A 24,608-nucleotide genomic window follows, 5' to 3' on the forward strand; every position below is an offset into this window, starting at 1 on the left:
CCTTAGGGTTGCCGCGTCTGCTTCTCGGAGACCATTCCGGTGGGCAGGGAACTTATGAATCTCTCAACGCGGATAACAACGATGAAGCAGTTTGCCGAGCTTACGAAACGTCTGAAACGCCAGCGCACTGCGCTGCTGGTCGGCGTGATTCTCAACGCCGTCGCCATGCCCTCGTGGGCACAGGAGGCCGATGCGCCCGCTGCCACGGTCGATATTGCCGGCCATTCGGTGCCGGTGGAGGCGGGCGGGCTTTACCAGCGTTTTCACTCCAATCCGCCACTGTCGGTGATCGCAGAAGAGGCGCCGGATATCGATCTCAGCTGGTTCCGTGGTCTGCAGAAAACCAAGGTGGACATGGGCTTCGAGTCCTACTCACCGAACTTCTACTACCGCAACACCCGCGTCACCGCCGTCTTCACCGCTGACCTCGACAGGCTGCGCGAACTGATGCCGACAGAGGTACTGGAGCAAGTGCAGCCACTGCAGATCTGGCCGGGCAGGGGGCTGGTCGCTTTCACTGCCTACGCCTATCACTACTGCGATAACGACAGCTACAACGAGATCGCGCTGTCCATCGTCACCAACAAGCCTGGCAATGCCAACCTGGGGCCCATCAGCCTGGTCGGGCAATCACTGTCCAAGGACTTCTGGGGTTACGTGCTCAAGCTGCCGGTCAACACCGAGCTGGCGCGTGTGCGTGGTGTGGTCGGTTACAACCTACCGAAGTGGCTGACGCCCATCGATTATCGCGAGACCGACAAGCGTCTCGTCTTCGAAATCGCCGACAGCGAAACCGGCAAGCTCGACGTTACCTTCGACGTAGAAAAACTTGCTGAGGTATCTAGCGAGCCTGAATGGGTGACCAATAGCTTCACCAATATTGGTCACGATGGTGAGCTTGCCTACGGCTACGCCGTTTCTCGGCAGATGAGTCACGCTTCCAACTCGAATGCGGATTCGGTGAACCTCAAACTTGGCGATGGCAGCCTCTCGACCTACATCGAGTCACTGAAGCTGGGCAAGATGCTGAAGTACGAATACGTGCCGGACTTCCAGAGCGCGCTCTATGCGCCGGAGCCGCTGGCGCAGATGCTCAGTCAGGAGTAAAGGCGCTTCCTTGTCGACTGCGGGACAAGTGCTTTTCGTAGGAGCCAGCTTGCTGGCGATGCTCTGTGCTTTCAGGCAGATCGCCAGCAAGCCGGCTCCTACGGATGTAGCGAGCACTCGTTTATTTCTTCGCGCGCTTGGGTGTCTCGCTCGGCTCGCCCGGGTTCATTTTCGACAGCACCCGCTTGGCGTTGGTGGCACAGTCGATATCGTCCGGTTTGCTTTCAATCTCGTCGATCAGCGCCAGCAGGTGCGCCTTGCTCTGTGCCAGGCGCTGCTCCAGCGCTTCGATGTCCTTCACTTTTGCCTGCAGGGTATCGAGCAGCTTGCCGTGTTCCCACTGCGCCAGATCCTGCGGCAGCAGGGTGCGCAATTCGTCCAGGCTGAAGCCGGCCTGCTGTGCGGTGGTGATCAGGTTGAGCACCAGCACGGCCTGTTCCGGGTAACTGCGATAGCCGTTGGCCTGGCGCTCCACCAGCTTGAGCAGGCCAATGCTTTCGTAGAAGCGAATGCGCGAGGCCGCAAGGCCTGTGCGTTGCGCCAGTTCGCCGATCTTCATCTGGGTAAATCTCCGTGGCAGGAGCGTTGTGAGCTCAAGGTTAACTTTAACCTTCGGCTTTGGCCATGAGGCTGCAACACTGGCATAACGTCTATGCTTGCCGAGCCCCCTGATCAGAGCCGCTCTTGAACTGCATCCCCTCCAGCAGGTACAGCCCGTGAAGCACTCGATACTCATCGCCGCGCTGCTCTGCCTGCTGATGGGTGCGCTTGCCAGAGCCGAGACGTATCAGCTCGTCACCGAAGAATGGGCACCCTACAACTACCGGGAGAACGAGCACATCACCGGCATGGCCACGGAGGTGGTGCGGGCCATCATGGCGCTGACCGGCGACGACTTCGAGATCAGAATGAGGCCCAGCATGCGTGCCTCTCGTGTACTGCAGACTCAGCCCAGAACCATCATGTACTCGATGTTTCGCACGCCAGAGCGCGAGCCCTTGTTCAAGTGGGTCGGGCCCATCGCCGAGGAATCCATCTACCCCTACCAGTTGGCCATTGCAGCGCAGCCGATCCACACCCTGGAGCAGTTGCTGCACACCCCACGTATAACCACCCGGCACGCCGGCCTGGTGCCAACGATGTTGGCTTCGATGGGGTTCGACAACCTCGACACGAGCGCAACGGAGAGTGAGCAGCTCTACCGCATGCTGTTGGCCGGGCGTACCGAGGTCATCATCGGCGACACCGACACCGGCGTGGCCTATTACAGTCGCCAGCTGGGTATCGCCCCGGGCTCTCTCAGGCGGGTGCCCATCGAGCTGTACCGCTCCTCGCTGTATATCGCCTTCAGCCGCGACAGCGACGATGCGCTGGTCGCGGCCTGGGCCGCTGCCCTGGCCAGGTTGCGCCGCTCGGGTGAGCTGGCGCGCATCCAGCGCCGCTACGAACGGCGCGACGATCAGTGACCGGCTGAAATGCCCTGATCGATGGCCAGGTCAGCACCGGTGATCGACCGCGCCCCAGGCTGGCAGAGGAAGAACGCCAGTTCCGCCACTTCTTCCGGCTGGATGAAACGCGCCTGATCTCCCTGTGGATATTTCCCCAGCAACTCCCGGTAGTAGGCGTCCGGATCGCCATTACCGTAGTGCTCGGCCTGGAACTTGAGCATCGGTGTCTCGATATCGCCAGGCGAGACGGCGTTGCAACGCACGCCGTAAGGTGCCAGATCCAGCGCCAGTGCCTTGGTGAACATGCTCAGGCCGCCCTTGCTGGCGCAGTAGGCGGCCGCATTGGGGTTGCCCTGGCGTCCGGCGTCGCTGGAAATATTGACGATGGCGCCTCGCGTCTGGCGCAGGTGAACAATGGCCGCAGCGCACATGAAGAAGCTGGCCTTGAGGTTGACGTCCAATACCAGGTCGAAATCCTCCTCGCTGAAGGCTTCCACCGGCCCTTCGCGCCATACCCCTGCCGCGTTGATCAATGCATCCAGTCGGCCAGCTGCTTCGATCACTGCCGTCACCACTGCATTGCAGTTGGCAGGCTTGCGGATATCCGTCGCCAGGTTGCCTACCAGCGCATGGCGCTGGCCCAGCTCGGCCAGGCCGGTAGCGTTGGCGTCGGTGGCGAATACCGCCCAGCCACCGGCCACGAAGCGTGCCGCCAGCGCACTGCCCAAGCCGCCAGCCGCGCCGGTGATCAGCACCACGGGGCTGATTTTTGGCTCGGTACTCATGGGGCCTTGTCCTCGATCAGGCAGTTGCCGCCGTCGACCACCAGCACCTCGCCGGTGATGTAGCTGGCTTCAGGGGAGGCGAGGAAGGCCACGGCTGATGCCACTTCCTCGGGGCGGCCGGCACGGCCTATCGGCACATAGGCCGCGGCGCGCTGTTCATGCGGCGTGCTCGAGCCCGTGGCGATCCAGCCCGGCGCCACGGTGTTGACCGTGATGCCCTGGCGTGCGACCTCCAACGCCAGGCCCATGTTCATGCCCACCATACCGGCCTTGGCGGCGCTGTAGGCCGCCTCGCCGGGATTGCCGCCACGCGTGCCGGTGGTGGAGCCGATGTTGACGATCCTCCCGTAGCTGCGCGCCTGCATGCCGGGGAGCAGGGCGCGGGTGAGCAGGAAGGCACTGGTCAGGTTGCGGGCGAGCGAGAGATTCCAGACCTCCAGGCTCATGCTGGAAAGCTCCGCGAACGGCTCGGGGCTGCCCTGCATCGCCATGCCGGCGTTGTTCACCAGAATATCGACGCGCCCCCACAGCTCTTCGGCCCAGGCGGCGAACGCCTGCACGCCGGCTTCGTCGGTAAGGTCGACTGCCCGGCCTTCGGCCTCGAAGCCTTCGGCGCGCAGCTCGGCGACGCGCTCGGCAATGCGCACACTGCTGGCGGTGACGATCAGCTTCGCGCCAGCCGCGCCCAAGCGCCGGGCGATGGCCATGCCGATGCCGTGTTCGCTGCCGGCACCGCTGACCAGCGCAACCTGGTCTTTCCAGTCCTGTTTCATGCAAGGCTCCCATCGGGTTGTCGATGGCTGGAAGTTAGAGGGAGTAAGCTGATAAAAAAAGACGATAGTCATCAGGAAAATTGACAACACCATGGCATTCAACAGCGAAACCCTGCGCGTGTTCCTCGCGGTGCTGGACGGTGGTTCCTTTTCTTCCGCTGCACGCCAGCTTGGGCGCGTGCCTTCGGCGGTAAGCATGGCCATCGCCCAGCTTGAGGCGGAGCTGGATCTGGAGCTGTTCGACCGTAGTACGCGCAAGGCCCTGCCAACCCAGGCTGCGCGGGCATTGGAGCCCCAGGCACGTCAGGCGGCGCGCCAACTCAACCGGCTCGACGCCCAGGCCCTGCAGATGCACCAGGGCCTGGAACGGCGGCTGGTCATCGCCATGGCGCCGGAGTTGCAGAGCGGCATGTGGAGTCAGCCACTGATCGACCTGGCGAACGAATTCCCCCTGCTGGAGGTCGAGGTGCGCTCCGCCTCGCAGGCTGAAGCCGTGCGCCTGATGCACGAAGGCAGTGTCCACCTGGCGCTGGTGTTCGAGCGCCCCGGCATCGATGAGCGGGAAAACTTTCTCGAAGCCGGCAGCCAGCTACTGACGGCAGTAGCGGCACCGGACTACCTCAGGCAGATGGATGAGCAGGGGATGGTCGAGGCGCGGCAGATCATCGTCGCGGCCGGCTCACCGTCGGCGACCGACCCACAGATGATCCTGTCCCATCACCTGTGGCTCACCGACAGCGACCTGGCCACCCTCAACCTGGTGCAGGCCGGGCTCGGCTGGGCTTATCTGCCGCATCCGCTGGTTGCCGCCCTGATCGAGTCGGGCAACTTGCGGACGGTGGCCTTCGACAACATGGCCAACCAGTTGCGTCTGTGGGTGGATATCGTCTGGAGCAGCAGCCGGCCACTTGGGCTAGGCGCGCGGCGTTATCTGGAGCTGATCCGCCAGCGCATGGCTGGGCAGCCGGCGCGTGGCTAGGGCGCGCGGATATCGCTGCGACCGGGTTGTCCGGTCGCAGCGGGGGCGATCAGATCGCCTGACCGCCGGATACCTCGATGCGCTGGGCGTTGACCCAGCGATTCTGCTCGCCGAGCAGGCTGGCGATCATCGGGCCGATGTCGTCCGGCACGCCGACCCGACCCAGCGCCGTCATGTCCGCGAACACCTTGTTCAGGTCCGGCATGTCACGTACGGCTCCACCCAGGAAATCCGTTTCGATGGCACCGGGCGCCACTGTGTTGACTGCGATACCCCGGCTGCCCAGCTCCTTGGCCATGTACAGGCTCAGCACTTCCACTGCGCCCTTTACCGCCGAGTAGGCGGAGAAACCGGGGTAGGACACACGGGTCAGCCCGGACGAGATATTGACGATACGACCGCCATCGGCCATCAGTGGCAGCAAGGCCTGGGTGAGGAAGAACACCCCTTTGAAATGCACGTTCACCAGGGCATCGAATTGAGCTTCAGTAGTGTCGGCAATCGACGCCATGTCGCCATGGCCGGCGTTGTTGATCAGGTGGTCGAAACTGTCGCGTTGCCAGGTCTCGTTCAGCGCCTGGCGCAGGCGTTGTACGAAGGCCGGAAAGGTGCTGACGTCGCCAGCGTCGAGCTGCAGAGCGACCGCCTTGCGTCCCAGGGCCTGGATATCGGCAACCACGGCCTGTGCGGTGTCGGCCTGGCTGTGATAAGTGACGACCACATCGATGCCCTGACGCGCGATGTTCAGCGCAGTGTTGCGGCCGAGACCACGGCTGGAGCCGGTTACGATGGCGATCTTGGTCATGGTAAAAATCCTCTCATGGGTGAACGGGATTTCATTGTGTGGCTCGTGGCGCAACCCCGTCGTTACCGAAACCTCGACGCTTTTTGCCTATTTCTCCAAGAGGAAAAGACATGCTCTGGATCAGCATCAGGAGCCCACGATGAGCGCAGCGCTGCTGGAGGTCGTCCGCGGTTATCTGGATCGACATGGCGAACCCGGCGGGCTTGCCCAAACCCCTATTCCCGGCTTGACCATCATTCGCACGTCAGAGCCCAGTGGGCTGGATTACGCCATCACCCGGCCTCTGGCCTGCCTGGTGTTGCAGGGCAGCAAGCGCGTCATGATGGGTACCCGGAGCTTCAACTTCAGCGCCGGTGATTCGCTGTTGATCACCGCCGACGTACCGACGGTCAGCCAGATCATCCAGGCGAGCCACGAGGTCCCGTACATCTCGCTGGTGATCGACCTCGATCCTGCACTGCTCACCGAATTGATGGAGGAGATGAAGGCCGTGCCGAGTGCGGAGCTGGAGCCCATCCGCATCGAACCGACCGATAGCGAAGTCGCCGAAGCGGCACTACGCCTGATGCGACTGCTCGAGCGCCCGGCTTCGGCGACGGTGCTGCATGCTTCGCTTGTGCGCGAACTGCACTACTGGCTGCTGGCTGGCCGACATGGCCCGGCGATCAGTCGCCTGGGCTGGCCGGACGGCCATGCGCAGCGCATCGCCCGGGCGGTGAAGGTGCTGCGCACCGAATTCACCCGGCCGCTGCCGGTGGAGCACCTGGCGTCCGTGGCCGGTATGAGTCCGTCGTCTTTTCATCACCACTTTCGCAACCAGACATCATTGACGCCGCTGCAATTTCAGAAACAGCTGCGACTGATCGAGGCGCGTCGCCTGATGACAGGGGAGGGCGCCACCGCCAGCAGTGCGGCGTTCGCGGTGGGTTACGAAAGTGTGTCGCAGTTCAGCCGGGAGTACCGCCGGCTGTTCGGCCTGCCGCCAGCGAGAGACGCCAGTGTCGCCTGCTGACACAGGCAACCGCCTTGCTCACACCTGCCTCAAGGAAAAAACCGCAGGTTCGAAGCGTTCGCTCGCGTCCATGCGAATCCCCCGCAGGCTGCGCGTCTGCAGATAGGACGCGTACAGTGGCTCGGCGAAGTAGCTGATCAGGATCGAGCGGCGACGTGTGCCGAGCCGGTTCAGGCTGCCGGCGTGTATCAGGTCCACATCAAACACCAGGATGTCGCCGGCCGCACCCGCAAGCTGCACTGAGCGGGACTCGTCGTTGAAGTCGAAGGGGGGCTCGCTGGCAGGCGGACGGTGGCTGCTCGGGACGATACGGGTGGCTCCATTGTCTGGGCCGTAGTCGTCGAAGTAGACCATGGCATTGGCGATATCGCCCGGGCGCTGCGCCGACAGATCGCGATGCAGTTGCTGATGACCGCCACCAGGCAGTGGCTCACGACCCTCCACCTGGGCGAGGAAGAAACGTTCGCCGATCAGCTCGCCGACCACTGCCAGCAGCTGTGGCAGGCGGCACACGGCCTGAATCATGGCGTCGTCGTCCAGCAGCGAGTGATGCCAGTCTGCGCCACGCGGTACCGGCCACTGATCCGAGGGGGTAATGCCCGCATCGAACAGGGTGCGCAAGCCATCCAGCCACCCGACAGGAACCGCCTGGCGCAGCAACGCATAGCCGTCGTGGTGGAGTTGTTTACGGTCCGTCATGGTCAGGCTCCCGTCATCCATGCATCCCGAAGAAAACAGGTGGAAGTCGAAGAGGCAAGCCCGTTCTTCAATGCATGACTCTCCGTCTGCAAATTCAGCCGCAGGCGATGACCAAGACTGAATACAATGGCGCCTGAACTTTCCGCGCCATGCACATGGCTGTACCGAACGAGGAACGCCCCATGGCCTCCGCAGACAAACAGAAGAAGCGCGCCCAACGGGCCAAGACCAAAGCCAGGCAGAACCGCATGGGCAAGCCCAAGGCGCTGGCCAATGTCGTCCATCCGATTCTCGCCAACCCGCTGATCAACGAGCCGTTCGATGACGTCGAGATCGACCTGAGCACCTTCGATTTCAAGGACATCGAAGAGAATGGCTTCGACCCCGCGCATTTCGATGACCTGTTCCAGGCGATGAAAGCCGGCGAAGGCATCAGCCTGCTCGCCCTGTGCCTGATATTCCTGCAGTACCCGGTGCTGGAGCTGGTGGTCGCCGAGGAATCGGAAGACGCCGCGACCGACTTCATGATGGGCCTGCTGATCGTCTACCGCGGCATCTTCCACGATGAAGACGAAGACGCCGCGATCATCTGGATCGGCAGCGACGCCTTCCAGAGCGCCTATAACGAAGCATCGCTGATCCTGCAGAAGAAGAACGCCCGCGTCTGATTCATCTCAGTCAGCCCTTCAGCGCAGCCTCGATTCTGGCGATGTCGATCTTGCTCATGGTCATCATCGCCTCGAAGGCGCGCCTGGCGGCTGCGCGATCAGGGCTGGCGATGGCGGCGCTGAGGATGCGCGGGGTGATCTGCCAGGAGATGCCCCATTTGTCCTTGCACCAGCCGCATTCACTGGCCTGGCCGCCGTGGTCGATGATCGCGTGCCACAGGCGATCCGTCTCGGCCTGATCGTCGGTCGCCACCTGAAACGAGAACGCCTCGTTATGCTGGAACACCGGGCCGCCGTTGAGGCCCAGGCAGGGAATGCCCATCACGCTGAACTCCACCGTCAGCACGTCGCCCTGCTGGCCAGAAGGATAATCGCCGGGCGCATGGTGTACCGCCAGCACGGCGCTGTCGGGAAAGGTCTTGGCGTAGAAAGTCGCAGCCTCCAGCGCGTCGCGGTCGTACCAGAGGCAGATGGTGTTCTTGCTGGTCATCCTGAGTCTCCCACCATGGTTTGAGAATCAGGAGTCTAGACGGCTGTGGGGCGCTGGCTTGTCCTTGCCTGTTCGTCGTTACGGCTGCGGCTCTCTCATCCAGAACGTCGGGAACTGATCGAACGGGTAGTGCTTGCCGTCGTAGCGGACGGTGGTGCTGACCTTGCGTAGCACGGGCTCCTGCCGGCCAGCACGAACATGAGCGGTTACCACCAGGTCGGCATAGCCATGAGCATGCTTGGGCCCAAGGCCCAGCGTCAGGTCGGCCTGCTCCGACTCGAAATCACCATCCAGTGCGCAGGCCATGCCCTTTACCGTCGTCCACGAGTACAGATAAGTGGCAAACACCGGCCTTAGCCGAGGCCCTTGCGGCACCACCAGCGTCAGCAGGTTATTGAAGCCGGCATCCGGACAACTTGCCCCACGCGCGACACTGCGCACCACCACACCGAAGGCGCGAACGTCCGGCGCCAGGTGATAACGCGCGGTATCCAACCACAGGCTACCGGCATCGATTTCCAGCGCAGCATCTTCGCCAAGGTAGTCGTCATAGCGCTCGCGCAATTGCCCGCTCTGCGCGTCCACCTTCGCCACCAGCCAGTTGAGATAGCGCTCGCCCGCTGGCGTGGTGTCCTCGGCGTCACGGTAAGCCAGGGTCACCACGGACAACGCCGGATCATCCGGCCAGGGCTTGCAGGCAGCCGCCACCAACGGCCCGTCACCACGCTCGTCAGGGGGCGTCCAGCCTTGTTGTCCCAGTTGGGTGGCCAGTGAGTCCAGCAATGCAGCGTTGCAGGGCTGAGGTTGGCGCGTGTCGGCGTGAGCGAGGGAGAGCAGGCAGAGCGCGAAGGCGGGGAGGGTGCTAGGTAAACGGTCCATGTTGGTGAGTCCTTGTTCGACCCCATTCGTCTGAGCGGAAACCGCAGGTGTGTGGGGGCGACTTTACGCTGAAAGAGGGGAGAGGGTGGAGTAGCTGGACTATGTGGGGACTGCTATCGGCCAGAAGCGGACTGATCAGCCGCGACTTAGCTGGCCATCCTTGATGGTTTGAGGATCTATGGGAAATCGGGCCTTGTCTCAAGCGAACTCAAGGGAAACTCAGACACCATCAAGGTATTGAGTCCCAGCTCATCAAAACACCGGGCAAGCAGATCTCTCTGACCGAACCCGAAGCCTGCACAATGAAGAAGTATTCTTGTGAACTCGACGCCTCGTTACGGGCTCGGTTACCGTTACAGACTTTCAACCGCTGATACAGGATATACCTGAATGGGATCTCGTTGCGTGGGGTTTGTTGTTGCAGGTGAGGACATCATTGTCATCGATACGGAGATCCCGGACGACGCTGATGAGCCCATCACGATCGTCATGGACGCGACTTGGAACCTTGCCAAAGGTGATCGCGGTGCAGCCTATGCCACGATGTTTCAACGTTGTGGTGACTACTTGCGGGAGAACAAGATTGCCAAAGCCGTGATCAAGGCAAGTGCACTCCCACAAGCCGCTGCGAAGCTTAGCCTCCTCGAAAGCGCAGAGCTTCGAGGTGTGATCATCGCCGCCTGCGCTTCGGTATGCGAGACGAAGGTACTGAAGAAGGCCCAGATCAGTCGTACATTCGGCGATCGTAAGGTCGATGAGTACGTCAAGGACGACGGCTTTTGGGATGCCAATGTGGAGGGCGGCAAGCTAAGAAAAGGTAGCCGCGAAGCCGCGATGCAGGTGATTGCCGCGAGGAGTCGTAAGTGACTGCAATACTCCCGAAGCTCGTCATCGGCGCGAAGCTAGGCAATGGGCATTTCGGTGAAGTGTTCCAGGGTGACGACAATGTCCACGGTCGGGTGGCGGTAAAGGTCCTTTCCCGCAAGCCCACCCACACCGATGCAGATTGGCAGAAGCACAAACGCGGCTTCTTGGCCGAAGCACAGTTCCTTTCAAAAGCCACGCACCGAAATGTGGTGCAGGTGTACCACATCAGTGAGGAAGGCGATTCTATCCACTTTGTCATGGCGCACTGCGCAGGCGGATCGTTGATGAGCGCCTACGAGATAGGGCCTATGACGCTGTCCTCCGTCCGCAAAGCCGCGACCGAAGTCTTGCTTGGGCTAAGCGCTTTGCACGCTCGCGGGATGCTGCATCGCGACATCAAGCCTGGAAACATCTTGATCGACCACACCGGCGTCGCGTTGCTTGGCGACTTTGGACTTGTGACTGACGATCTCTTGCTCGGGTATGCAGATCAGGCAGGCTACCGTGATCACATCGCATTCGAGGTTTGGCATGGCTCAGGTACCAGTGCCAGAACGGACATTTGGGCGTTGGGCATGACACTCTACCGGTTACTGCATGGCAAACAATGGTATGACTCAGAAGTCGGCCGCCCCAGGGACACCGTCAGGGATGGAGCCTTTGCCGATCGGCTTAAGTGGCTCCCTCATGTACCGACGGCGTGGCGACGAACCATACGCAAGATGCTGTGCGATGAGCCAGCTGCTCGGTTCCAGACAGCCAACGAGGCCCTGGATGCAATCGGGCGATTGCCAATTACCCCAGAGTGGACGGTTACTGACGTGTCAGCGCAAGGCGTACGCTGGGAGCGGCAAGTTGGTAAGCGTCTAGTCGTCGTAAAGTGGGATCGCATCTCACCGAGACAACATGATTGGCAGGCGTGGAGCCAGCCGTTGGATGCTGGCAGGAAGAAGACCCTGGGTGGATCGGGTGGCGTCGTTGGCGGGAAACTAGCCGTGAAGGAGATGGAGACATTCTTCGCTAAGTGCAAGTGAGCCTACCTGCCTCAGCCCCCAGGCCCCAAAAGTCGAGTCCGAAGACAATGCCTATGATCAGCCCGCTCCCAAGGAGCGGGGCAGTAAGTATCCATCCATGCCATCATCAGCCGTGATGGGCATAAGCTGAAAATGCGCACGCACGATGTCGCGACGCGCCTCGGCACATTGCGGACAAAAGGCGTTGCGTGCGTTGACGCCTTCCGGTGGCGCCCAGAAGGATCCGCAATACCCGCACCGAGGCATTGCCAAGGTCAAGTTCACTCGTCGTTGGTTCATGTGCTGCCTCCGTCGCCCTAGTCCTTATCCGACCCTCTCCTGTCCCAGCCACAAGCGCCTCGCGACGATTCACTCGTCTAGCAGGTTGCCCACGGGTACCAAATAGAGCCTCGTGTGCCAGGCGTATCGCCTCCGATTGAGCACAATCCGATCATGTGCACAATGTACTCATGTGACTCGTCGCACCCAGTGCTGATACATCGCGCAGATGTGAGAGGAAACTCTTCCTACGAGCACTGTATATATGAACAGCGCAATTTTCCAGTACATCGCGTACTGATTCCTCCGACTTCAGCATGATCTTGAGCTGCCGGCTATCCTGCGCCAACTGCCGAATAGGCTGCTGCTCCGGTGTCAGTGGCTTACCGATTCCAGCCTGGCCCAGCTGCTCCGACTCGTACTGCTGGGATCCAGCGTCGAACCGCCGAGTCGACCAAATTCAGATCCCGGCAGACCTGTGAAACAGCCAGCCTCTAGTCGGTGATCATCTTCACGACTTGCAGCTTGAAGCTGGTGTCGAATGTCCTGCGTTTGTAGGGCGTGAAAAACTCCTCGATAGATGCATTTTCCACCTATCGGGGTGTCCGGGGAAAACCACCACAATGACCTCGTTTACGAGCGTAAAAGGATTGATGAGCTTGCTGAGTTCATTGAGGTAATTTGCTGGATGAGCTGGCTGACCTGGAGTATGTTGAGGATGTCTGCTCTTGAATGCCAGGGTTTGGGAATTTCCCAAGTTAGAGGTGTTCAAGGAAATGTGGTGTACCGCAGCAGCTAGGCAGGTGTGGTACAAGTACAACCACTAATCTTCAGGTATGAAAGCCGGATCAGACATCCGGCTTATTTTCAATTCGGAACAGCGACAAGGGAGAGTCAAGGTACTCACCGTCCAGCAAGATATCGGATACCTTGATTTCACCTACGGCTTTAAGCTCATCAATAACACTACGAATGTTACTTATCTTGTTTAGGATGTCGTGGAGCTTCAGCGCAACCCTCAAGCGATCCTCGCCCCAAGTATCATTTGGCAGCCTGCTTACCTTGTAAGGCTCGCTCCAGCCCTTGCGATCAATACACTTCAGCGAGAATGACTTAACAACATCGAGCGCTGAGCTATAGCGATTATCATATTCAACAAGCTGACTGATGACCTCGATTTCTTCAGGTTTCTCTAGGAGAATGTAGGCATATACCGATTTACCTATCTGATTCTCATAGTCTTTTCCGTTTTGAAGTAACCATGAGTAAAGGGATCGAACCTCTGAATCGAGCGTGTCAAGCTTATTCGTGGCCACTGAGTCCTTCGAGAATCCAGACCTGAAACGCCAAAAGCCACTCATCACATAAACAAAAATTAAATTTGTATATGAGTCTAAAACTTCAAGGCTTGCGTCATCAAGGTAAGGTTCGTTGCTTTGAGGTGAAAGAATCTGAGAACTTCGCTCACCAAAAGCAGACAAGGACTTTCTAGCGTCTGTATTTAAAAGATCCAGATCACTGCCTTGTTCTTGATAAGCAGTCAGACCAACTATAACCTCGTCATATTTTATTTTAAGCTCGCCAGTTATGTATTTGTTTTGAATGTCGATAACAGCACTTAGGTATTTCGATGTGTCCGCTTCATAGATATAATTATTGTGAATCTGAACAACTGAGGAAGGGATTGTTGGAGTATCCTGACGTTCGAGATGGCGTACAAATGAATTATTGGCGTCACGAACTATGTCCACGGTTTTAGAGGTGAAAACGCCATCTTGGACTGCAGCCCTAACGCTTTTTTCGCTAAGCAACGTGTATTTCGAAGCCATGGTCACCCCTATTTGGCGCTGTATTCACCCTCAGTTGTCCCAAGGAGAGCTTCAAAATAGCCTCTGCCAAGGTGCATGTCATCTGGTTCGTACCGACAGATGGCAGCATGCGTACTCTTCTTTAAACAGCTTTGACAGACCACTGCCGCCCCGGCTTTAGGGGACGAATTTGTTTTTCCGGAACCAAACGTCGCTACTGGTCGGTAGCTGCCTTGGGCGAAGGGCTGCTTCTGGCCGATTGCAGCCTGTCACCCATCCACCGCCAGCATCAGTAGCAAGGCCATTGGAACGTCTAGGCGAACAGGCACATCGCAGGTTGCCAAAGCAGAAACCCATCTTTCGACAGGCTCCTGTCCGGCTCGATGCTGAGCTACTTGGCGGCCGTTTCCTTCGCAGAGTCGGTGCTGTACAGCGCCAGGTGGTTGGCGATGCACATATCCATCGCCTCGATCAGAAACAGGTGGGGCTTGTCCTTGATCGGCGGAACTAGGCAGCGGCTGGCCACGCGTTGGCCGAGCATTTCCGCATCGATGTAGATGAGGTTGACCGGCGACTTCTCCGGATTTTCTTCGGCGCTGAAGAAGGCGCGGGTGTATTCCTCGTCCCCTGCAGTTTTGTCGAAGATGCTGCTGTCGATCCGGGTTGTCAGAACTTCGCCAACGGGTAGTTCCTGGCGGCTGAGGATGGCGACGCCAATCGGGCCGGTCAGGCCTGCGACCAGCGAGCTTTTGCGCAATTGCGATTGCAGGTTGGCGTAGGTCACGAAGTGATGAACGTTGATGGCGGGTTGGCTGCCCAGCTCCGGGAAGGTCTCATAAGCCCGGTGAGCCAGCAGTCGAGGGCCTGTAGGCTTGGTGGCGGTGTCCGGCATGCGGTAGATGGCATAGGCGCTACTGGTGACCAGCAGGCTGAAAATTTCCTTTTCGCTTTCACTGCTGGGGCGTTGATCGTGGATGACGATCTTGTCGGATTGCTCGATGCCGGGGAATTCCGGTGGTGGCAGCGAAGGCTGACTGGCGCAGCCTGCAATGATCAGTGGGCTGGCGACGAGAAGGTATTTGAGAGCGCGCATACGACATCCTGTTGTCGGGAAAAGGTCTGTTGGCTCATGGCCAGGCATCTGCGCGAGTCGGCGATGCATGATGGCCATGGGCTATGCATGCTGGCTCAAGCCTCGAGCGTTTTCAATGCCTGCCGTGGTGGCCCGGACAAATGCCCGCTGCGCGCTCAGGCGGCAGGCAGAATATCGATATCGCGCTGCCGGCTCAGCTCACCCAGCGTTGCCGCGCCCAGCCACTCAGAGCATCCACCGCCAGCACCAGCAGGAGCATGGCCAGGATCACCGTGGCCGCCTGCGCTTCCTGGAACAGGCTGAGCGACACGTAGAGCATCTGCCCTAGCCCTCCGGCGCCGACGAAGCCGAGCACGCTGGCCATGCGGATGTTGTTCTCCCAGCGATACAGGGTGTACGCCACCAGTTGCGGCCAGACGCCGGGCAGGGTGCCGTAGCAGAAGGCGAGCATGCGCCCGCCGCCGCTTTCACGAATGGCGTCGGCTGGTTCGCGTGGGGTGTTTTCCAGCGCTTCGGCGAACAGGCGGCCGAGCACGCCGGCAGTGTGCAGGGCCAGCGCCAGGGTGCCGGCGTTGGGGCCGAGGCCGGCGGCCAGCACCATCAGCGCCGCCCACACCAGTTCGGGGATGGCGCGCAGGGCGTTGAGCAGCAGGCGTGTGAGGTGCAGGGCGACACCGCCGAAGCGCCCGGCGGCTGGAAGCGCCAGAGCCAGGCCGAGCAGGGCGGCGAGCAGGGTGCCGATGGCGGACATGGCCAGGGTTTCCAGCGCGCCGCGGCCGATGGCCTGCAGGTGTGCGGCCGAGACGTCCGGCTGCAGGAAGCCGCTGGCGTACTGGCCCATCTGCGCCAGGCTGTCGCCGGCGACCAGGGCGCCGAGGTCGATGCCCAGATAGAGGAACGAGGCAACTACCGCGGCGAGGAGGGCGGCGAGCAGGATCAGGTTGCCGGCTCTCATGTCAGCCTCGCGCGCAGCAAGCGGCTGAACTGGTCGGCCAGCAGCACCAGCAGCAGGAAGGTGAGCAGCATGCTGGCCACTTCACCGCCGGCGAACATGCGCAGCGACAGGTCGATCTGCTGGCCCAGGCCGCCGGCGCCGACGAAGCCCATCACCACTGAGGCGCGGATGGCGCACTCCCAGCGGTACACGGTGTAGGAGAGCATTTCCCCGGCGGCATTGGGTAGCACGCCGTAGGCGAAGGCGCTCAGGCGGCCGCTGCCGGCACCCAGTAGCGCGCGGGTGGGGCGGGCGTCGACCGACTCGAAGATTTCCGCATACACCTTGCCGAGCATGCCGGCGTAGGTGATGGCGATGGCCAGCACGCCGGCGGTGGGGCCGAGGCCGACAGCGCGGACGAACAGCAGCGCCCAGACGATTTCCGGCACGCTGCGCAGGAAGATCAGCACGCCGCGCACCGGCCAGCGCGCCAGGTTCGCCCACCAGGTCGGGCGGCCGCCACGATGCACGGCTGACAGCGACAGCGCACGACTGGCCAGCAGTGCGGCGGGTATGGCGATGAGCAGCGCCAGGCTCATACCGGCGGTGGCGATGGCCAGGGTTTCCAGGGTGGCGCGACCGAGCAGGGCGAGGAACTCGGCGTCATGCGAGGGCGGCCAGAAACCGGCGAGGAAGTTGCCCATGGCGCGGGTGTTGTCGCCATCGACCAGCACGGCCAGGTCCAGCTCGCTAAGGCTCAGGCCCGGCCACAACAACAGCAGCGCCAGGACGGTGATCAGCAGGCGTGGCAGGGCGGCGGGGTCGCGTGGGGCGGTTGTCAGCATCGCGGGATATGCGTCGGTTGCGGCGGCACGGGTGAGCTGGGCGTGGCCTGCAGTTGCTCGTTGGCGTACAGCGCTTTCAGTTGCTCGGGCAGCACCTGCTCGGTGGGCAGGTCGAAGGCGATGCGCCCGTCGCGAATACCGATAACCCGTGGGAAGTGCGCCAGCGCCAGGTCGACGGCGTGCAGGCTGGCCAGCAGGGTCATGCCGCGCTCGGCAGCCTCGCGGTTGAGCACGGCCAGAGTATGACCGGCCAGTACCGGGTCCATGGCCGAGACGGGTTCATCGGCGAGAATCAATTCCGGCGCCTGGTACAGCACGCGAGCGATGCCGACGCGCTGCAATTGGCCGCCAGAGAGCTGATCGCAGCGTTGGTAGAGCTTGTCGGCGATGTCCAGGCGCGCCAGGGCGGCCTGGGCACCGCTGGCATCCAGCGGACGCAGCAGGTTGAACAGGCCTTTGGCCAATGACCACTGGCCAAGCTTGCCGGCCAGCACGGCGGTGACCACGCGCTGGCGCGGTGGCAAAGGCGGTGCCTGGTGGATCAGGCCGATGCGCGCACGCAGGCGTTGGCGCTGGCGGGCAGCCAGGCGCCAGGGGTTGTGCTGCAGCAGGTCGATCTCACCCTGGGTGGGTTGCAGGCTGGTGGCCAGCAGGCGCAGCAGGGTGGTCTTGCCGGCGCCCGAGGGGCCGATGATTGCCACTCGTTCACCGGGGCTGACCTGCAGATCGATATCTTCGAGCGCGACCTTGCCGTTGGCGTGGGCCAGGCCCACGCCACGCAGGGCGATGCTCACTTCAACAGGCCAGCGGCGCGAGCGGCTTCTTCGATGCCTTCGTAGTTCTCGGGCTTGGTTTCGATGAAGCGGCTGGCGGCCTGCAGATCAAGAATCGCCTTCTGTTCCGGCTTGGCCGGGTCGAGGGCGAGGAAGGCGCTCTTGATCTTCGCCTGCAGGTCGGCGTCGAGGTTGCCGCGCACGGTCCAGTTGTAGTCGTAGTAGGTCGGGGTGGTGGCGAAGACCTTGACCTTGTCGGTATCGACCTTGCCGGCGTCCACCAGCTTCTGCCACACCGAGGCATTGAGCACGCCGCCGTCGGCCTTGCCGGCCTGCACCCAGGCTGCGGTGGCGTCGTGGGCGCCGGAATAGGCCACGCGGCTGAAGAAGTCTTCCGGCTTGATGCCGTCCTGCCGCATGAAGTAGCGCGGCATCAGGCTGCCGGAGGTGGAGGATACCGAGCCGAAGGCGAAGGTCTTGCCCTTGAGGTCCTGCAGGGACGTCACTGCCGGGTCGGAGGTGATGAATTTGCTGGTGAACTCGGCGTCCTGCTCGCGCTGCACCAGCGGCACGGCGTTGCCGGTTTTCAGGTGCGCCTGGACGAAAGTGAAACCGCCCAGCCAAGCCATGTCGATACGGTCGGCGGCCAGGGCCTCGACCACGGCTGCGTAGTCGGCCACTGGCACGAACTCCACCTTCATGCCCAGTTCCTGTTCCAGGTAGGCGCCCAGCGGCTTGAACTTGCGCAGCAGTTCGGTGGGGGCTTCGTCAGGAATGGCCGAGACCTTGAGGACGTCGGCGGCTTGCGCGAATACAGCAGATACAGACAGGGCGATGCCGGCGGCGAGCGCCAGGGTGTTCTTGAACATGTCGGATTCTCCGGTTCAATAGCGGGGAAGGCGCGCGGAGTATAGTGGTCCGGCGTTGCCGATGCAGCCCCGGCAGCACACAACTGACTCCGGGGTTAAGATGCGCGCTGGATACGAACTGCCTGGAGTTGATCGATGACCGCAACGCTTCCCGCCCTGGCCTTCGCCGGGATTGGTCTGATGGGCCTACCGATGACCCGCCGCCTGCTCGCCGCAGGCTACCCGCTGACCCTCTGGAACCGCACGCCTGACAAATGCGCGTCGCTGCTGGAGCAGGGCGCGCATCGCGTGGAGAACCCCGCCGAGCTGTGTCGCGATGCCAATGTGGTGATGCTCTGCCTGGCCAATACCGAGGTGGTGCGTGAGGTGGTGTTCGGCCCGGGCGGGATCGTCGAGGGCGCGCGGCCGGGGCAGTTGCTGGTGGACTTTTCCAGCCAGGAGCCGGCGGCCACCCGTGAGATGGCCGCCGAGCTGGAGGCACGTACTGGCATGCGCTGGGTGGATGCGCCGGTTTCCGGTGGTACGCCGGGTGCCGAAGCCGGCACGCTGGCGATCATGGCTGGCGGCCGGGAAGAGGACGTGGAGCGCGTGCGCCCGGTGCTGGCGCATCTGGGCCAGCGCCTGACGCGCATGGGCGAGGTGGGCGCCGGGCAGGTGACCAAGGTGTGCAACCAGATGATCGTGGCCTGCAACGCGCTGGTGATCGCCGAAGTGGTGGCGCTGGCCGAGCGCTCCGGCGTCGACGCCAGCCTGATCGCCTCGGCGCTGGCCGGTGGTTTCGCCGACTCCAAGCCGCTGCAGATCCTTGCGCCACAGATGGCCGCCAGCCAGTTCGAGCCGATCAAGTGGCACGTGCGCACGCTGCTCAAGGACCTCGATACGGCGGTCAAACTATCCCGTGAGCAGGGCAGCGCCACGCCCATGAGCGGCTTGGCCGCGCAGTTGATGCGCCTGCACGGCAGCCAGGGCAACCTGGAATGCGACCCGGCCACCCTGGTGGAACTGCTACGGGAGCAATGCCCATGAAGATCGCTGCCAACCTGTCCATGCTGTTCACCGAGTTGCCGCTGCGCGAGCGCGTGCTGGCGGCGATGACGGCGGGTTTCGATGGCGTGGAAATTCAGTTCCCTTATGAGTTGCCAGCGGTAGCCCTGAAAGAAGTGCTGGAGTTGACCGCTTTGCCGCTGGTGCTGATCAACGTGCCGGCGGGCGATCTGATGACCGGCGGTCCTGGCCTGGCCAGCGTGCCGGCGCGTCAGGCCGAGTTCGACGCCGCCCTGCAGGAGGCGCTGACCTACGCCGCCATGGCGCGCCCGGCCTGCATCAATGTGCTGCCTGGGCGCCTGGCCGAAGGCGTGAGCCGCGAGCAGGCGCTGGATTGCCTGGCTGCCAACCTGCGCAAAAGCGCCGAGGCCTTCGCGACGTTGGGCATCCGCGTGTTGGTGGAGGCGATCAACCCGATCGACATGCCGGGCTTTCTGATCAATACGCCGGAGGATCTGGATGCGCTGCTGCGCGCAGTGGATCACCCGAATCTGGCCGCACAGTACGACCTCTACCATATGGCGCGTCAGGGGCTGGACGTGGCCGCAGGCATGCGCTTGCTGGCCGGGCGCATCGGTCATGTGCAGTTCGCCGACGTGCCGGGGCGCGGCGCGCCAGGTACCGGCGAGCTGGCGTTCCCCGCGCTGCTCGGTGCTTTACGTGACAGCGGTTACAGCGGCTGGCTGGGCGCCGAGTACAAGCCGGGCGAGGTGGGTACGCAGGCCAGCCTGGGCTGGTTGCAGGCGTTCAGGGCTTGAGTGCGAGGCGTGCCTTGGTCGCGGCTGAAGCCCCTCCCACAAGGGCTGCACAGCTGCTTGTAGGAGGCGCTTCAGCGGCGTGCCTTTGCTCTGGGGCGAAGGCTCAAGACCTTGCCGCTACCCGTTCCAGCGGCCGGTAATGCGGCGGGAAGCGGGCCAGGATTTCCTCCAGCGGTACCGGTTTGCTGAACAGATAGCCCTGCACCTGATCGCAGTCGCGTTCCTGAAGGAACGCCAGCTGCTCGGCGGTTTCCACGCCTTCGGCGACGACCTTCAGATGCAGGGCGTGGGCCATGGCGATGATGGCGTGGACGATCTCGCGGTCCTGACTGGAGTGGGCCACGTCCTGAATGAAGGAGCGGTCGACCTTCAGCGTATCCAGAGGTAGGCGGCGCAGGTAGGCGAGCGAGGAATAACCGGTGCCGAAGTCGTCGATGGACAGGCTGACGCCCAGCGCGCGAATGTTTTCCAGCAGGCCGATGGCGCGATTGATGTTGCTCAGTAGCGCGCTCTCGGTCACCTCCAGCTCCAGGCAGTGAGCAGGGCAGCGCGTCGCGTTCAACAACTGCTCGATGCGGCCAGGCAACTGATCGTTGGCCAGGTTCAGCGCCGAGCAGTTGACCGCGATCTTCAACCCCGGATAACCCATTTGATCCAGGCTGTTGAGGTCGAGACAGGCGCGGCGCAGCACCCAGTTGTCGAGCTGATCGATGAAACCGTTGGCTTCGGCGATGGCGATGAAGCGCTCGGGTGTCAGCAGGCCGTGCTGCGGATGATGCCAGCGTACCAGGGCTTCGAGTTTGCTCAGCGCGCCGCTGCGCAGATCGATGATCGGTTGATAGAACAGGGTCAGGCCGCTGTCCTGCTGCAGGGCCTGGCGCAGGTCTTCTTCCAGTTGCAGCTCGAACGAGGCCTTCTGCTTCAGGTGCGGATTGAAGAAATGCACCACGTTGCGCCCGCTGCCCTTGGATTGATACAGCGCCAGATCGGCATGCTTGAGCAACTCGTCGGCGTTGCCGCCATCCTGGGGGAACAGGCTGATGCCGACGCTGGTGGTCATCACGATCTTGCGTCCGGCAAAGCTGATCGGCTCCTTCATGTGCTCCAGCATGCGTGCGGCCAGCGCGCGTGGGTCGGCGTTGCTGTCGAGGCTGGCGACCACGCAGAATTCGTCGCCACCGAAGCGCGCGATGATGTCGCGCTCACGTAACGCGCTGCGGATGCGCTGTGCCACCACACGCAGCAACTCGTCGCCAGCGTCGTGACCAAGGCTGTCATTGATGCGTTTGAAGTGATCGACATCGAGGAACATCACCGCCAGGCTGCGGCCGGTCACCGCGTGTTCCTCCAGGGTGGCGGCGAACACCCGGTTGAAGCCGCGACGGTTGAGCAGCTCGGTCAGTGGATCGAAATGCGCCACCTGCTCCAGCGATGCCTTGGCCTGATCGAGCTGCACCAGCAGGGTATTGACCCGTTGCAGGTCGCGCTCCTTGTCGTCGAGCTTGCGGCCGATCCAGGCTGCGGCCAGGCTCAGGCTGAGAATCAGCAAGGTGATGGAGGCGACGATCAGCACCAGTTGCACGCTGTTGTCGGCGCTGCGCAACTGCAGCGGCGTGCCGTCCGCTACCACCAGGTTGAGCGCGGCCATGCCGGTGTAGTGCATCGAGGCGATCGCCGCGCCCATGACCAGCGCCGCCGAATACTTCATCCAGCGTTGGCGAAGCTGCGAGCCGTGGCGCACGTAGCGGTTGAGCAGCAGCGCGGCGAAGCTGGCACTGATGGCGATGACGATGGAGAGGGTGAACAGGCCGCCGTGGTAGTAGGCCTGAGCCTCCGAGCGGATCGCCGCCATCCCGCTGTAGTGCATGGCGCTGATACCCAGGCCGATGATGCTGGCGGCCAGCAACTGGCGGCTCAGGCCGGGACGCGGCATGGCCATGTAGTACACGGCGAGGAGTGAGGCGGCCAGGGCCACCAGCAGCGACAGCACGGTGGTGGCGAGGTCATAGCGAATGGCGACAGGCGCCTGGAAGGCCAGCATGCCGATGAAGTGCATGGACCAGATGGCGCCGGCCAGGCACAGCCCGCCGAGCAGCCCCCAGACCAGACGCATGCTGCGCCTCAGGACGTTATCGAGGTGCCTGGCGATGGTCAGCGTGCTGAGGCTGCCGACGCTGGCGATGACGTAGGACAGTGCCACCAGCCAGGGGTCGTGTTCGCAATTGAGCAGGAGCTGGCCCTGCTCGGGTAGGTCGGCGAGAAAGCGGATCGACAGTCCTTCCATAGCCATCTCCCGCTTTGCGGCAGTATGAGTGCCCTAGTCAGTGAAGCACAGGCACGCCCGTACCACCTATTTTCCGTAATCGTTGAGTGAGATCACCCGGGTCTTGCCGATGCGGTGGCGATAGATTTCGCGCAGGTACTTGATCGCCTGTTTGACGCTTTCGCGTGTCAGTCGGATGTCGTTGATCGAGACGAACTTCTCGGCGTCGTGGATCAGCTCGCGGTACTTCTTCTCGTACATCGGTTTGATCGCATACCAGTTGGTGTCGAGGATCTTCGCCGGGTCTTCGTGCTCGTTGAGCATGGCGTCGAGCTGCGCTTCGTTGAAGCGCTCGGAGACGATGAAGTCGAGCATGGCGTCGTCCAGGCTGTCGTCGAAACGGTACTGGTCGCGGGCGAAGCAGCGCTTGATGTAGGCGACGATCAGGGTCAGGAAGTCGTCCGACAGGCACGGGCTCTTGACGATCAGGGTGGTCAGCGAGAGGTTGGCCGAGGCGCCGATCACCAGCGCGTAGCGCTTGAGCGTGGTGTTGGGGAAGAGGTTGTTGAGGTGGGTCTTGAGGCGGTTCAGGTCCATGTAGGACAGCTTGTAGTCCTTGGGCAGCGAGACGATGGACACCACCGAGGAGCAGTTCTTGAAGAAATGCAGGTCGCTCAGTTGCGTGGCGTCGTAGCCGCTGGACTTGTATTGCTCCAGCGCCTGGCGATAGCGCTTGGACTCGATCGGCAGCAGGCTGATGCCTTCGATGGCCTGGGTGACCTTGTTGAAGTGCGGCAGGTCGATGGAGCGGAAGAACAGGTCGTCGATGTTCAGCCGCGGCGGGCTCTGTTCCTTGTCCAGTACGCGGAATTTCTCCGACAGCTGGGCATGCTGTTCGGGCACCACGGATTCGGCATAAGCCACGGCCACTGGGCCGGCCAGGCTCATGAACAGGTCGTTGGCGTCGAGGCGGATGGTCTCGCCGATGTCGATGCCGGCGCGGCGGAAGTAGTTCTGGTCGTAGTCGCTGGTCACCGCCTGGGCAGTGAGGATGTTGAAGATCTGCTGCGAGATGTACTGGTTGGCGTGGCGCTCCATGGCGGTCACGTCGATGTTGTGGATGCTGCCGTCACCGCTTTCCTCGGCGTAACGCATGATGTCGTTGGAAATGAGCATCATCGCGTTCCACGGGCGGATGCGGCGCATCACGCTTTCGGCACTGTTCTGCTCGTTGTCGAAGTTGTAGGAGAAGTCCCATTCCTCGGCCAGGTACTTGCACAGCAGGCGTCCGGCATTGATGTGCAGGGCTTCGGACATCTCGCTGCGCTGGTCGGAAATGTTCGGCAGGATGCAGATGCCGCTGGTGAAGATCGGTTCGAAGACGAAACCACGTTCGCGCTCGGCCTCGCCATCGTCCGGCGTTTTGCTATCGAAGGTCTTGCTCATGTAGGCGAACTGCTGCGCCAGGCCGAACTCCGAGGCCATGCCCGAGCCGGTGCCGCCGCCGGCGCTGAAGATATAGAAGTACAAGCGCGATTGGTTGGCCTTGATCCCGCAGGAGTCGATCAGGTAGCTGTGGATGAACTTCCAGTCTTCGTTGGAGAAGCGCTGGGTGTCCTTGTTGAGGATGATCTTGGCCAGATACTGACCAAGGATCGGCGCGTTGCCGGCACCGCCGGCATGCACCTCGGACAGGTCCATGATCTTCATCTTGCTGTAATCGTCGAGAAACCCACTCATCTCGCCCTTGCGCGAGAAGCGGATGCGCCCGGCGATGTCCTTGTCCAGGTCGCCGAGCATCACCAGCGGCTCGATCAGGAATACCGGTTTGCTGCTCTTGCGCGGCGCGCGCAGCAGGTTGCTGCGAATCCAGCGGCTGGGGCGTGAGGCCTGCTCGATGGTGGCAGTGGCTTCGCTGTGAAACTCTTCCAGATAGAACTGGCGCGCGTTGTAGACCAGGGAGGCGACGTCCAGGGCGATGTTCGAGCCGCAGCGGCCAAGGCCGATCAGGCACACCGAAGGAAATTGCTGGATACGGCTCGACTCGCCTTCGTCCAGCGGCTCGCCCAGCGGGAACACCATGTTGCGCAGGCCATCGAGGTTATCGAGGATGCGCTCGATATCGCGTTCGGTGAAATACAGATACTGCTCGCCGCTAACGCTGTGCCCCGGCAGCGCGGGCGGTGCCAGCAGGTTGTCGGCGATATCGGCCAGGGTGGCTTCCTTTGCGGGGGCTACGGCGTCTTTTTTAGTTTTCATCAGTGACAGTCCGGCGAGTCAGTGGGGTATTGGCCATTGGCCATAAAATGACCAACCCCATAGGTTCTAGCACGGAAAAAAGTACTTTGCCTTATTCCTCACAGATATGAGCTGCTTTGGCTGAGCAGCTTCGCGCTGCGCATAAGCAGGCGAATGGC

At 61.9% G+C, this 24,608-nt stretch carries 24 protein-coding genes; 9 read left to right on the forward strand and 15 right to left on the reverse strand.

Translation table 11 applies throughout. From position 1 onward, the window contains the following. Positions 1–81 precede the first annotated feature (81 nt). Complete coding sequence (locus BLS08_RS06005; protein WP_055986706.1) at positions 82–1,107, forward strand: hypothetical protein; 1,026 nt, start codon at positions 82–84, stop codon at positions 1,105–1,107. 121 nt (positions 1,108–1,228) lie between these two features. On the opposite strand, the gene BLS08_RS06010 is transcribed toward BLS08_RS06005, so the two are convergent. Then, positions 1,229–1,666 (reverse strand): MerR family transcriptional regulator, encoded by a 438-nt coding sequence (locus tag BLS08_RS06010; protein ID WP_055986703.1) that lies wholly within the window; start codon positions 1,664–1,666, stop codon positions 1,229–1,231. Between the two features lie 157 nt (positions 1,667–1,823). Here BLS08_RS06010 and BLS08_RS06015 point away from each other — a divergent pair, with 157 nt between their 5' ends. Next, on the forward strand, positions 1,824–2,573 hold the full coding sequence (locus BLS08_RS06015) for a substrate-binding periplasmic protein (RefSeq protein WP_055986699.1): 750 nt from the start codon (positions 1,824–1,826) through the stop codon (positions 2,571–2,573). Here BLS08_RS06015 and BLS08_RS06020 read toward each other — a convergent pair. Both BLS08_RS06020 and BLS08_RS06025 read right to left on the reverse strand, forming a co-directional pair. Continuing rightward, positions 2,567–3,340, reverse strand: a complete 774-nt coding sequence (locus BLS08_RS06020) for an SDR family NAD(P)-dependent oxidoreductase (RefSeq protein ID WP_055986698.1) — start codon at positions 3,338–3,340, stop codon at positions 2,567–2,569. The two genes, BLS08_RS06015 and BLS08_RS06020, sit on opposite strands and share 7 nt — an antisense overlap. Then, positions 3,337–4,113: an SDR family NAD(P)-dependent oxidoreductase gene (locus tag BLS08_RS06025; protein ID WP_055986695.1), complete on the reverse strand. Its 777-nt coding sequence runs from the start codon at positions 4,111–4,113 to the stop codon at positions 3,337–3,339. Before BLS08_RS06025 ends, BLS08_RS06020 begins: the two co-directional genes overlap by 4 nt. A gap of 91 nt (positions 4,114–4,204) precedes the next feature. On the opposite strand from BLS08_RS06025, the gene BLS08_RS06030 reads away from it, so the two are divergent. Continuing rightward, positions 4,205–5,092 (forward strand): LysR family transcriptional regulator, encoded by an 888-nt coding sequence (locus tag BLS08_RS06030; protein WP_045734968.1) that lies wholly within the window; start codon positions 4,205–4,207, stop codon positions 5,090–5,092. Between the two features lie 49 nt (positions 5,093–5,141). Here the strand turns inward: BLS08_RS06030 and BLS08_RS06035 are convergent, their stop codons facing one another. Then, positions 5,142–5,897 carry an SDR family oxidoreductase gene (locus tag BLS08_RS06035; protein ID WP_055986692.1) on the reverse strand — a complete coding sequence of 252 codons (756 nt, stop codon included), beginning with the start codon at positions 5,895–5,897 and terminating at the stop codon, positions 5,142–5,144. Between the two features lie 139 nt (positions 5,898–6,036). Between BLS08_RS06035 and BLS08_RS06040 the strand changes: the two genes are divergently transcribed. Then, positions 6,037–6,909 (forward strand): AraC family transcriptional regulator, encoded by an 873-nt coding sequence (locus tag BLS08_RS06040; RefSeq protein ID WP_017674949.1) that lies wholly within the window; start codon positions 6,037–6,039, stop codon positions 6,907–6,909. 18 nt (positions 6,910–6,927) lie between these two features. Here BLS08_RS06040 and BLS08_RS06045 read toward each other — a convergent pair whose 3' ends face one another. Continuing rightward, a complete protein-coding gene (locus BLS08_RS06045; RefSeq protein WP_017674948.1) occupies positions 6,928–7,608 on the reverse strand; it encodes a phytanoyl-CoA dioxygenase family protein in 681 nt (226 codons plus the stop codon). 182 nt (positions 7,609–7,790) lie between these two features. Between BLS08_RS06045 and BLS08_RS06050 the strand changes: the two genes are divergently transcribed. Further along, positions 7,791–8,276: a hypothetical protein gene (locus tag BLS08_RS06050; protein ID WP_017674947.1), complete on the forward strand. Its 486-nt coding sequence runs from the start codon at positions 7,791–7,793 to the stop codon at positions 8,274–8,276. 10 nt (positions 8,277–8,286) lie between these two features. On the opposite strand, the gene BLS08_RS06055 is transcribed toward BLS08_RS06050, so the two are convergent. Both BLS08_RS06055 and BLS08_RS06060 read right to left on the reverse strand, forming a co-directional pair. After that, complete coding sequence (locus BLS08_RS06055) at positions 8,287–8,766, reverse strand: VOC family protein (protein WP_017674946.1); 480 nt, start codon at positions 8,764–8,766, stop codon at positions 8,287–8,289. Between the two features lie 78 nt (positions 8,767–8,844). Beyond that, the gene (locus BLS08_RS06060; protein WP_017674945.1) at positions 8,845–9,645 is read right to left on the reverse strand and encodes a PA3715 family protein; all 801 of its coding nucleotides are present in this window, start codon (positions 9,643–9,645) and stop codon (positions 8,845–8,847) included. Positions 9,646–10,035: 390 nt separating this feature from the next. Between BLS08_RS06060 and BLS08_RS06065 the strand changes: the two genes are divergently transcribed. Next, positions 10,036–10,512: a hypothetical protein gene (locus BLS08_RS06065; RefSeq protein ID WP_017677727.1), complete on the forward strand. Its 477-nt coding sequence runs from the start codon at positions 10,036–10,038 to the stop codon at positions 10,510–10,512. Next, the gene (locus tag BLS08_RS06070; protein WP_017677728.1) at positions 10,509–11,546 is read left to right on the forward strand and encodes a serine/threonine-protein kinase; all 1,038 of its coding nucleotides are present in this window, start codon (positions 10,509–10,511) and stop codon (positions 11,544–11,546) included. The genes BLS08_RS06065 and BLS08_RS06070 overlap by 4 nt, the downstream gene beginning before the upstream one ends. A gap of 1,106 nt (positions 11,547–12,652) precedes the next feature. Here the strand turns inward: BLS08_RS06070 and BLS08_RS25980 are convergent. From BLS08_RS25980 to BLS08_RS06100, 6 genes are all read right to left on the reverse strand, one after another. Beyond that, a complete protein-coding gene (locus tag BLS08_RS25980) occupies positions 12,653–13,633 on the reverse strand; it encodes a hypothetical protein (RefSeq protein WP_139204190.1) in 981 nt (326 codons plus the stop codon). Between the two features lie 370 nt (positions 13,634–14,003). Beyond that, a complete protein-coding gene (locus BLS08_RS06080) occupies positions 14,004–14,705 on the reverse strand; it encodes a hypothetical protein (RefSeq protein ID WP_017674942.1) in 702 nt (233 codons plus the stop codon). Between the two features lie 193 nt (positions 14,706–14,898). Further along, positions 14,899–15,660: a phosphonate ABC transporter, permease protein PhnE gene (phnE, locus tag BLS08_RS06085; RefSeq protein WP_055986690.1), complete on the reverse strand. Its 762-nt coding sequence runs from the start codon at positions 15,658–15,660 to the stop codon at positions 14,899–14,901. Next, entirely contained in the window at positions 15,657–16,484 is an 828-nt protein-coding gene (locus BLS08_RS06090) for a PhnE/PtxC family ABC transporter permease (RefSeq protein ID WP_055986687.1), read from the reverse strand. The genes phnE and BLS08_RS06090 overlap by 4 nt, the downstream gene beginning before the upstream one ends. Continuing rightward, on the reverse strand, positions 16,478–17,278 hold the full coding sequence (locus tag BLS08_RS06095) for a phosphonate ABC transporter ATP-binding protein (protein ID WP_055986686.1): 801 nt from the start codon (positions 17,276–17,278) through the stop codon (positions 16,478–16,480). The genes BLS08_RS06090 and BLS08_RS06095 overlap by 7 nt, the downstream gene beginning before the upstream one ends. Continuing rightward, entirely contained in the window at positions 17,275–18,126 is an 852-nt protein-coding gene (locus BLS08_RS06100) for a putative selenate ABC transporter substrate-binding protein (protein ID WP_055986685.1), read from the reverse strand. Before BLS08_RS06100 ends, BLS08_RS06095 begins: the two co-directional genes overlap by 4 nt. A gap of 135 nt (positions 18,127–18,261) precedes the next feature. On the opposite strand from BLS08_RS06100, the gene BLS08_RS06105 reads away from it, so the two are divergent. Continuing rightward, positions 18,262–19,152, forward strand: coding sequence for an NAD(P)-dependent oxidoreductase (locus tag BLS08_RS06105; protein WP_055986680.1), 891 nt, complete (start codon positions 18,262–18,264; stop codon positions 19,150–19,152). Continuing rightward, a complete protein-coding gene (locus BLS08_RS06110; RefSeq protein ID WP_055986678.1) occupies positions 19,149–19,928 on the forward strand; it encodes a hydroxypyruvate isomerase family protein in 780 nt (259 codons plus the stop codon). Before BLS08_RS06105 ends, BLS08_RS06110 begins: the two co-directional genes overlap by 4 nt. Positions 19,929–20,031: 103 nt before the next feature. Here the strand turns inward: BLS08_RS06110 and BLS08_RS06115 are convergent, their stop codons facing one another. Together BLS08_RS06115 and BLS08_RS06120 are read right to left on the reverse strand one after the other, a co-directional pair. After that, positions 20,032–22,212: a putative bifunctional diguanylate cyclase/phosphodiesterase gene (locus tag BLS08_RS06115; protein WP_055986675.1), complete on the reverse strand. Its 2,181-nt coding sequence runs from the start codon at positions 22,210–22,212 to the stop codon at positions 20,032–20,034. Positions 22,213–22,278: 66 nt separating this feature from the next. Further along, positions 22,279–24,450 carry a hypothetical protein gene (locus tag BLS08_RS06120; protein WP_021490164.1) on the reverse strand — a complete coding sequence of 724 codons (2,172 nt, stop codon included), beginning with the start codon at positions 24,448–24,450 and terminating at the stop codon, positions 22,279–22,281. Positions 24,451–24,608 lie beyond the last annotated feature (158 nt).

Origin of the sequence: Ectopseudomonas chengduensis (assembly GCF_900102635.1) — a bacterium.
GTDB classification, from domain to species: Bacteria; Pseudomonadota; Gammaproteobacteria; order Pseudomonadales; family Pseudomonadaceae; genus Aquipseudomonas; species Aquipseudomonas chengduensis.

What these genes read in the sequence shown, in the direction of transcription:
- BLS08_RS06005 (WP_055986706.1), top strand. Translation starts at nt 82, where the DNA reads ATGAAGCAGTTTGCCGAGCTTACGAAACGTCTGAAACGCCAGCGCACT.
- BLS08_RS06010 (WP_055986703.1), bottom strand. Translation starts at nt 1,666, where the DNA reads ATGAAGATCGGCGAACTGGCGCAACGCACAGGCCTTGCGGCCTCGCGC.
- BLS08_RS06020 (WP_055986698.1), bottom strand. Translation starts at nt 3,340, where the DNA reads ATGAGTACCGAGCCAAAAATCAGCCCCGTGGTGCTGATCACCGGCGCG.
- BLS08_RS06025 (WP_055986695.1), bottom strand. Translation starts at nt 4,113, where the DNA reads ATGAAACAGGACTGGAAAGACCAGGTTGCGCTGGTCAGCGGTGCCGGC.
- BLS08_RS06030 (WP_045734968.1), top strand. Translation starts at nt 4,205, where the DNA reads ATGGCATTCAACAGCGAAACCCTGCGCGTGTTCCTCGCGGTGCTGGAC.
- BLS08_RS06035 (WP_055986692.1), bottom strand. Translation starts at nt 5,897, where the DNA reads ATGACCAAGATCGCCATCGTAACCGGCTCCAGCCGTGGTCTCGGCCGC.
- BLS08_RS06040 (WP_017674949.1), top strand. Translation starts at nt 6,037, where the DNA reads ATGAGCGCAGCGCTGCTGGAGGTCGTCCGCGGTTATCTGGATCGACAT.
- BLS08_RS06045 (WP_017674948.1), bottom strand. Translation starts at nt 7,608, where the DNA reads ATGACGGACCGTAAACAACTCCACCACGACGGCTATGCGTTGCTGCGC.
- BLS08_RS06050 (WP_017674947.1), top strand. Translation starts at nt 7,791, where the DNA reads ATGGCCTCCGCAGACAAACAGAAGAAGCGCGCCCAACGGGCCAAGACC.
- BLS08_RS06055 (WP_017674946.1), bottom strand. Translation starts at nt 8,766, where the DNA reads ATGACCAGCAAGAACACCATCTGCCTCTGGTACGACCGCGACGCGCTG.
- BLS08_RS06060 (WP_017674945.1), bottom strand. Translation starts at nt 9,645, where the DNA reads ATGGACCGTTTACCTAGCACCCTCCCCGCCTTCGCGCTCTGCCTGCTC.
- BLS08_RS06065 (WP_017677727.1), top strand. Translation starts at nt 10,036, where the DNA reads ATGGGATCTCGTTGCGTGGGGTTTGTTGTTGCAGGTGAGGACATCATT.
- BLS08_RS25980 (WP_139204190.1), bottom strand. Translation starts at nt 13,633, where the DNA reads ATGGCTTCGAAATACACGTTGCTTAGCGAAAAAAGCGTTAGGGCTGCA.
- BLS08_RS06080 (WP_017674942.1), bottom strand. Translation starts at nt 14,705, where the DNA reads ATGCGCGCTCTCAAATACCTTCTCGTCGCCAGCCCACTGATCATTGCA.
- phnE (WP_055986690.1), bottom strand. Translation starts at nt 15,660, where the DNA reads ATGAGAGCCGGCAACCTGATCCTGCTCGCCGCCCTCCTCGCCGCGGTA.
- BLS08_RS06090 (WP_055986687.1), bottom strand. Translation starts at nt 16,484, where the DNA reads ATGCTGACAACCGCCCCACGCGACCCCGCCGCCCTGCCACGCCTGCTG.
- BLS08_RS06100 (WP_055986685.1), bottom strand. Translation starts at nt 18,126, where the DNA reads ATGTTCAAGAACACCCTGGCGCTCGCCGCCGGCATCGCCCTGTCTGTA.
- BLS08_RS06105 (WP_055986680.1), top strand. Translation starts at nt 18,262, where the DNA reads ATGACCGCAACGCTTCCCGCCCTGGCCTTCGCCGGGATTGGTCTGATG.
- BLS08_RS06110 (WP_055986678.1), top strand. Translation starts at nt 19,149, where the DNA reads ATGAAGATCGCTGCCAACCTGTCCATGCTGTTCACCGAGTTGCCGCTG.
- BLS08_RS06115 (WP_055986675.1), bottom strand. Translation starts at nt 22,212, where the DNA reads ATGGAAGGACTGTCGATCCGCTTTCTCGCCGACCTACCCGAGCAGGGC.
- BLS08_RS06120 (WP_021490164.1), bottom strand. Translation starts at nt 24,450, where the DNA reads ATGAAAACTAAAAAAGACGCCGTAGCCCCCGCAAAGGAAGCCACCCTG.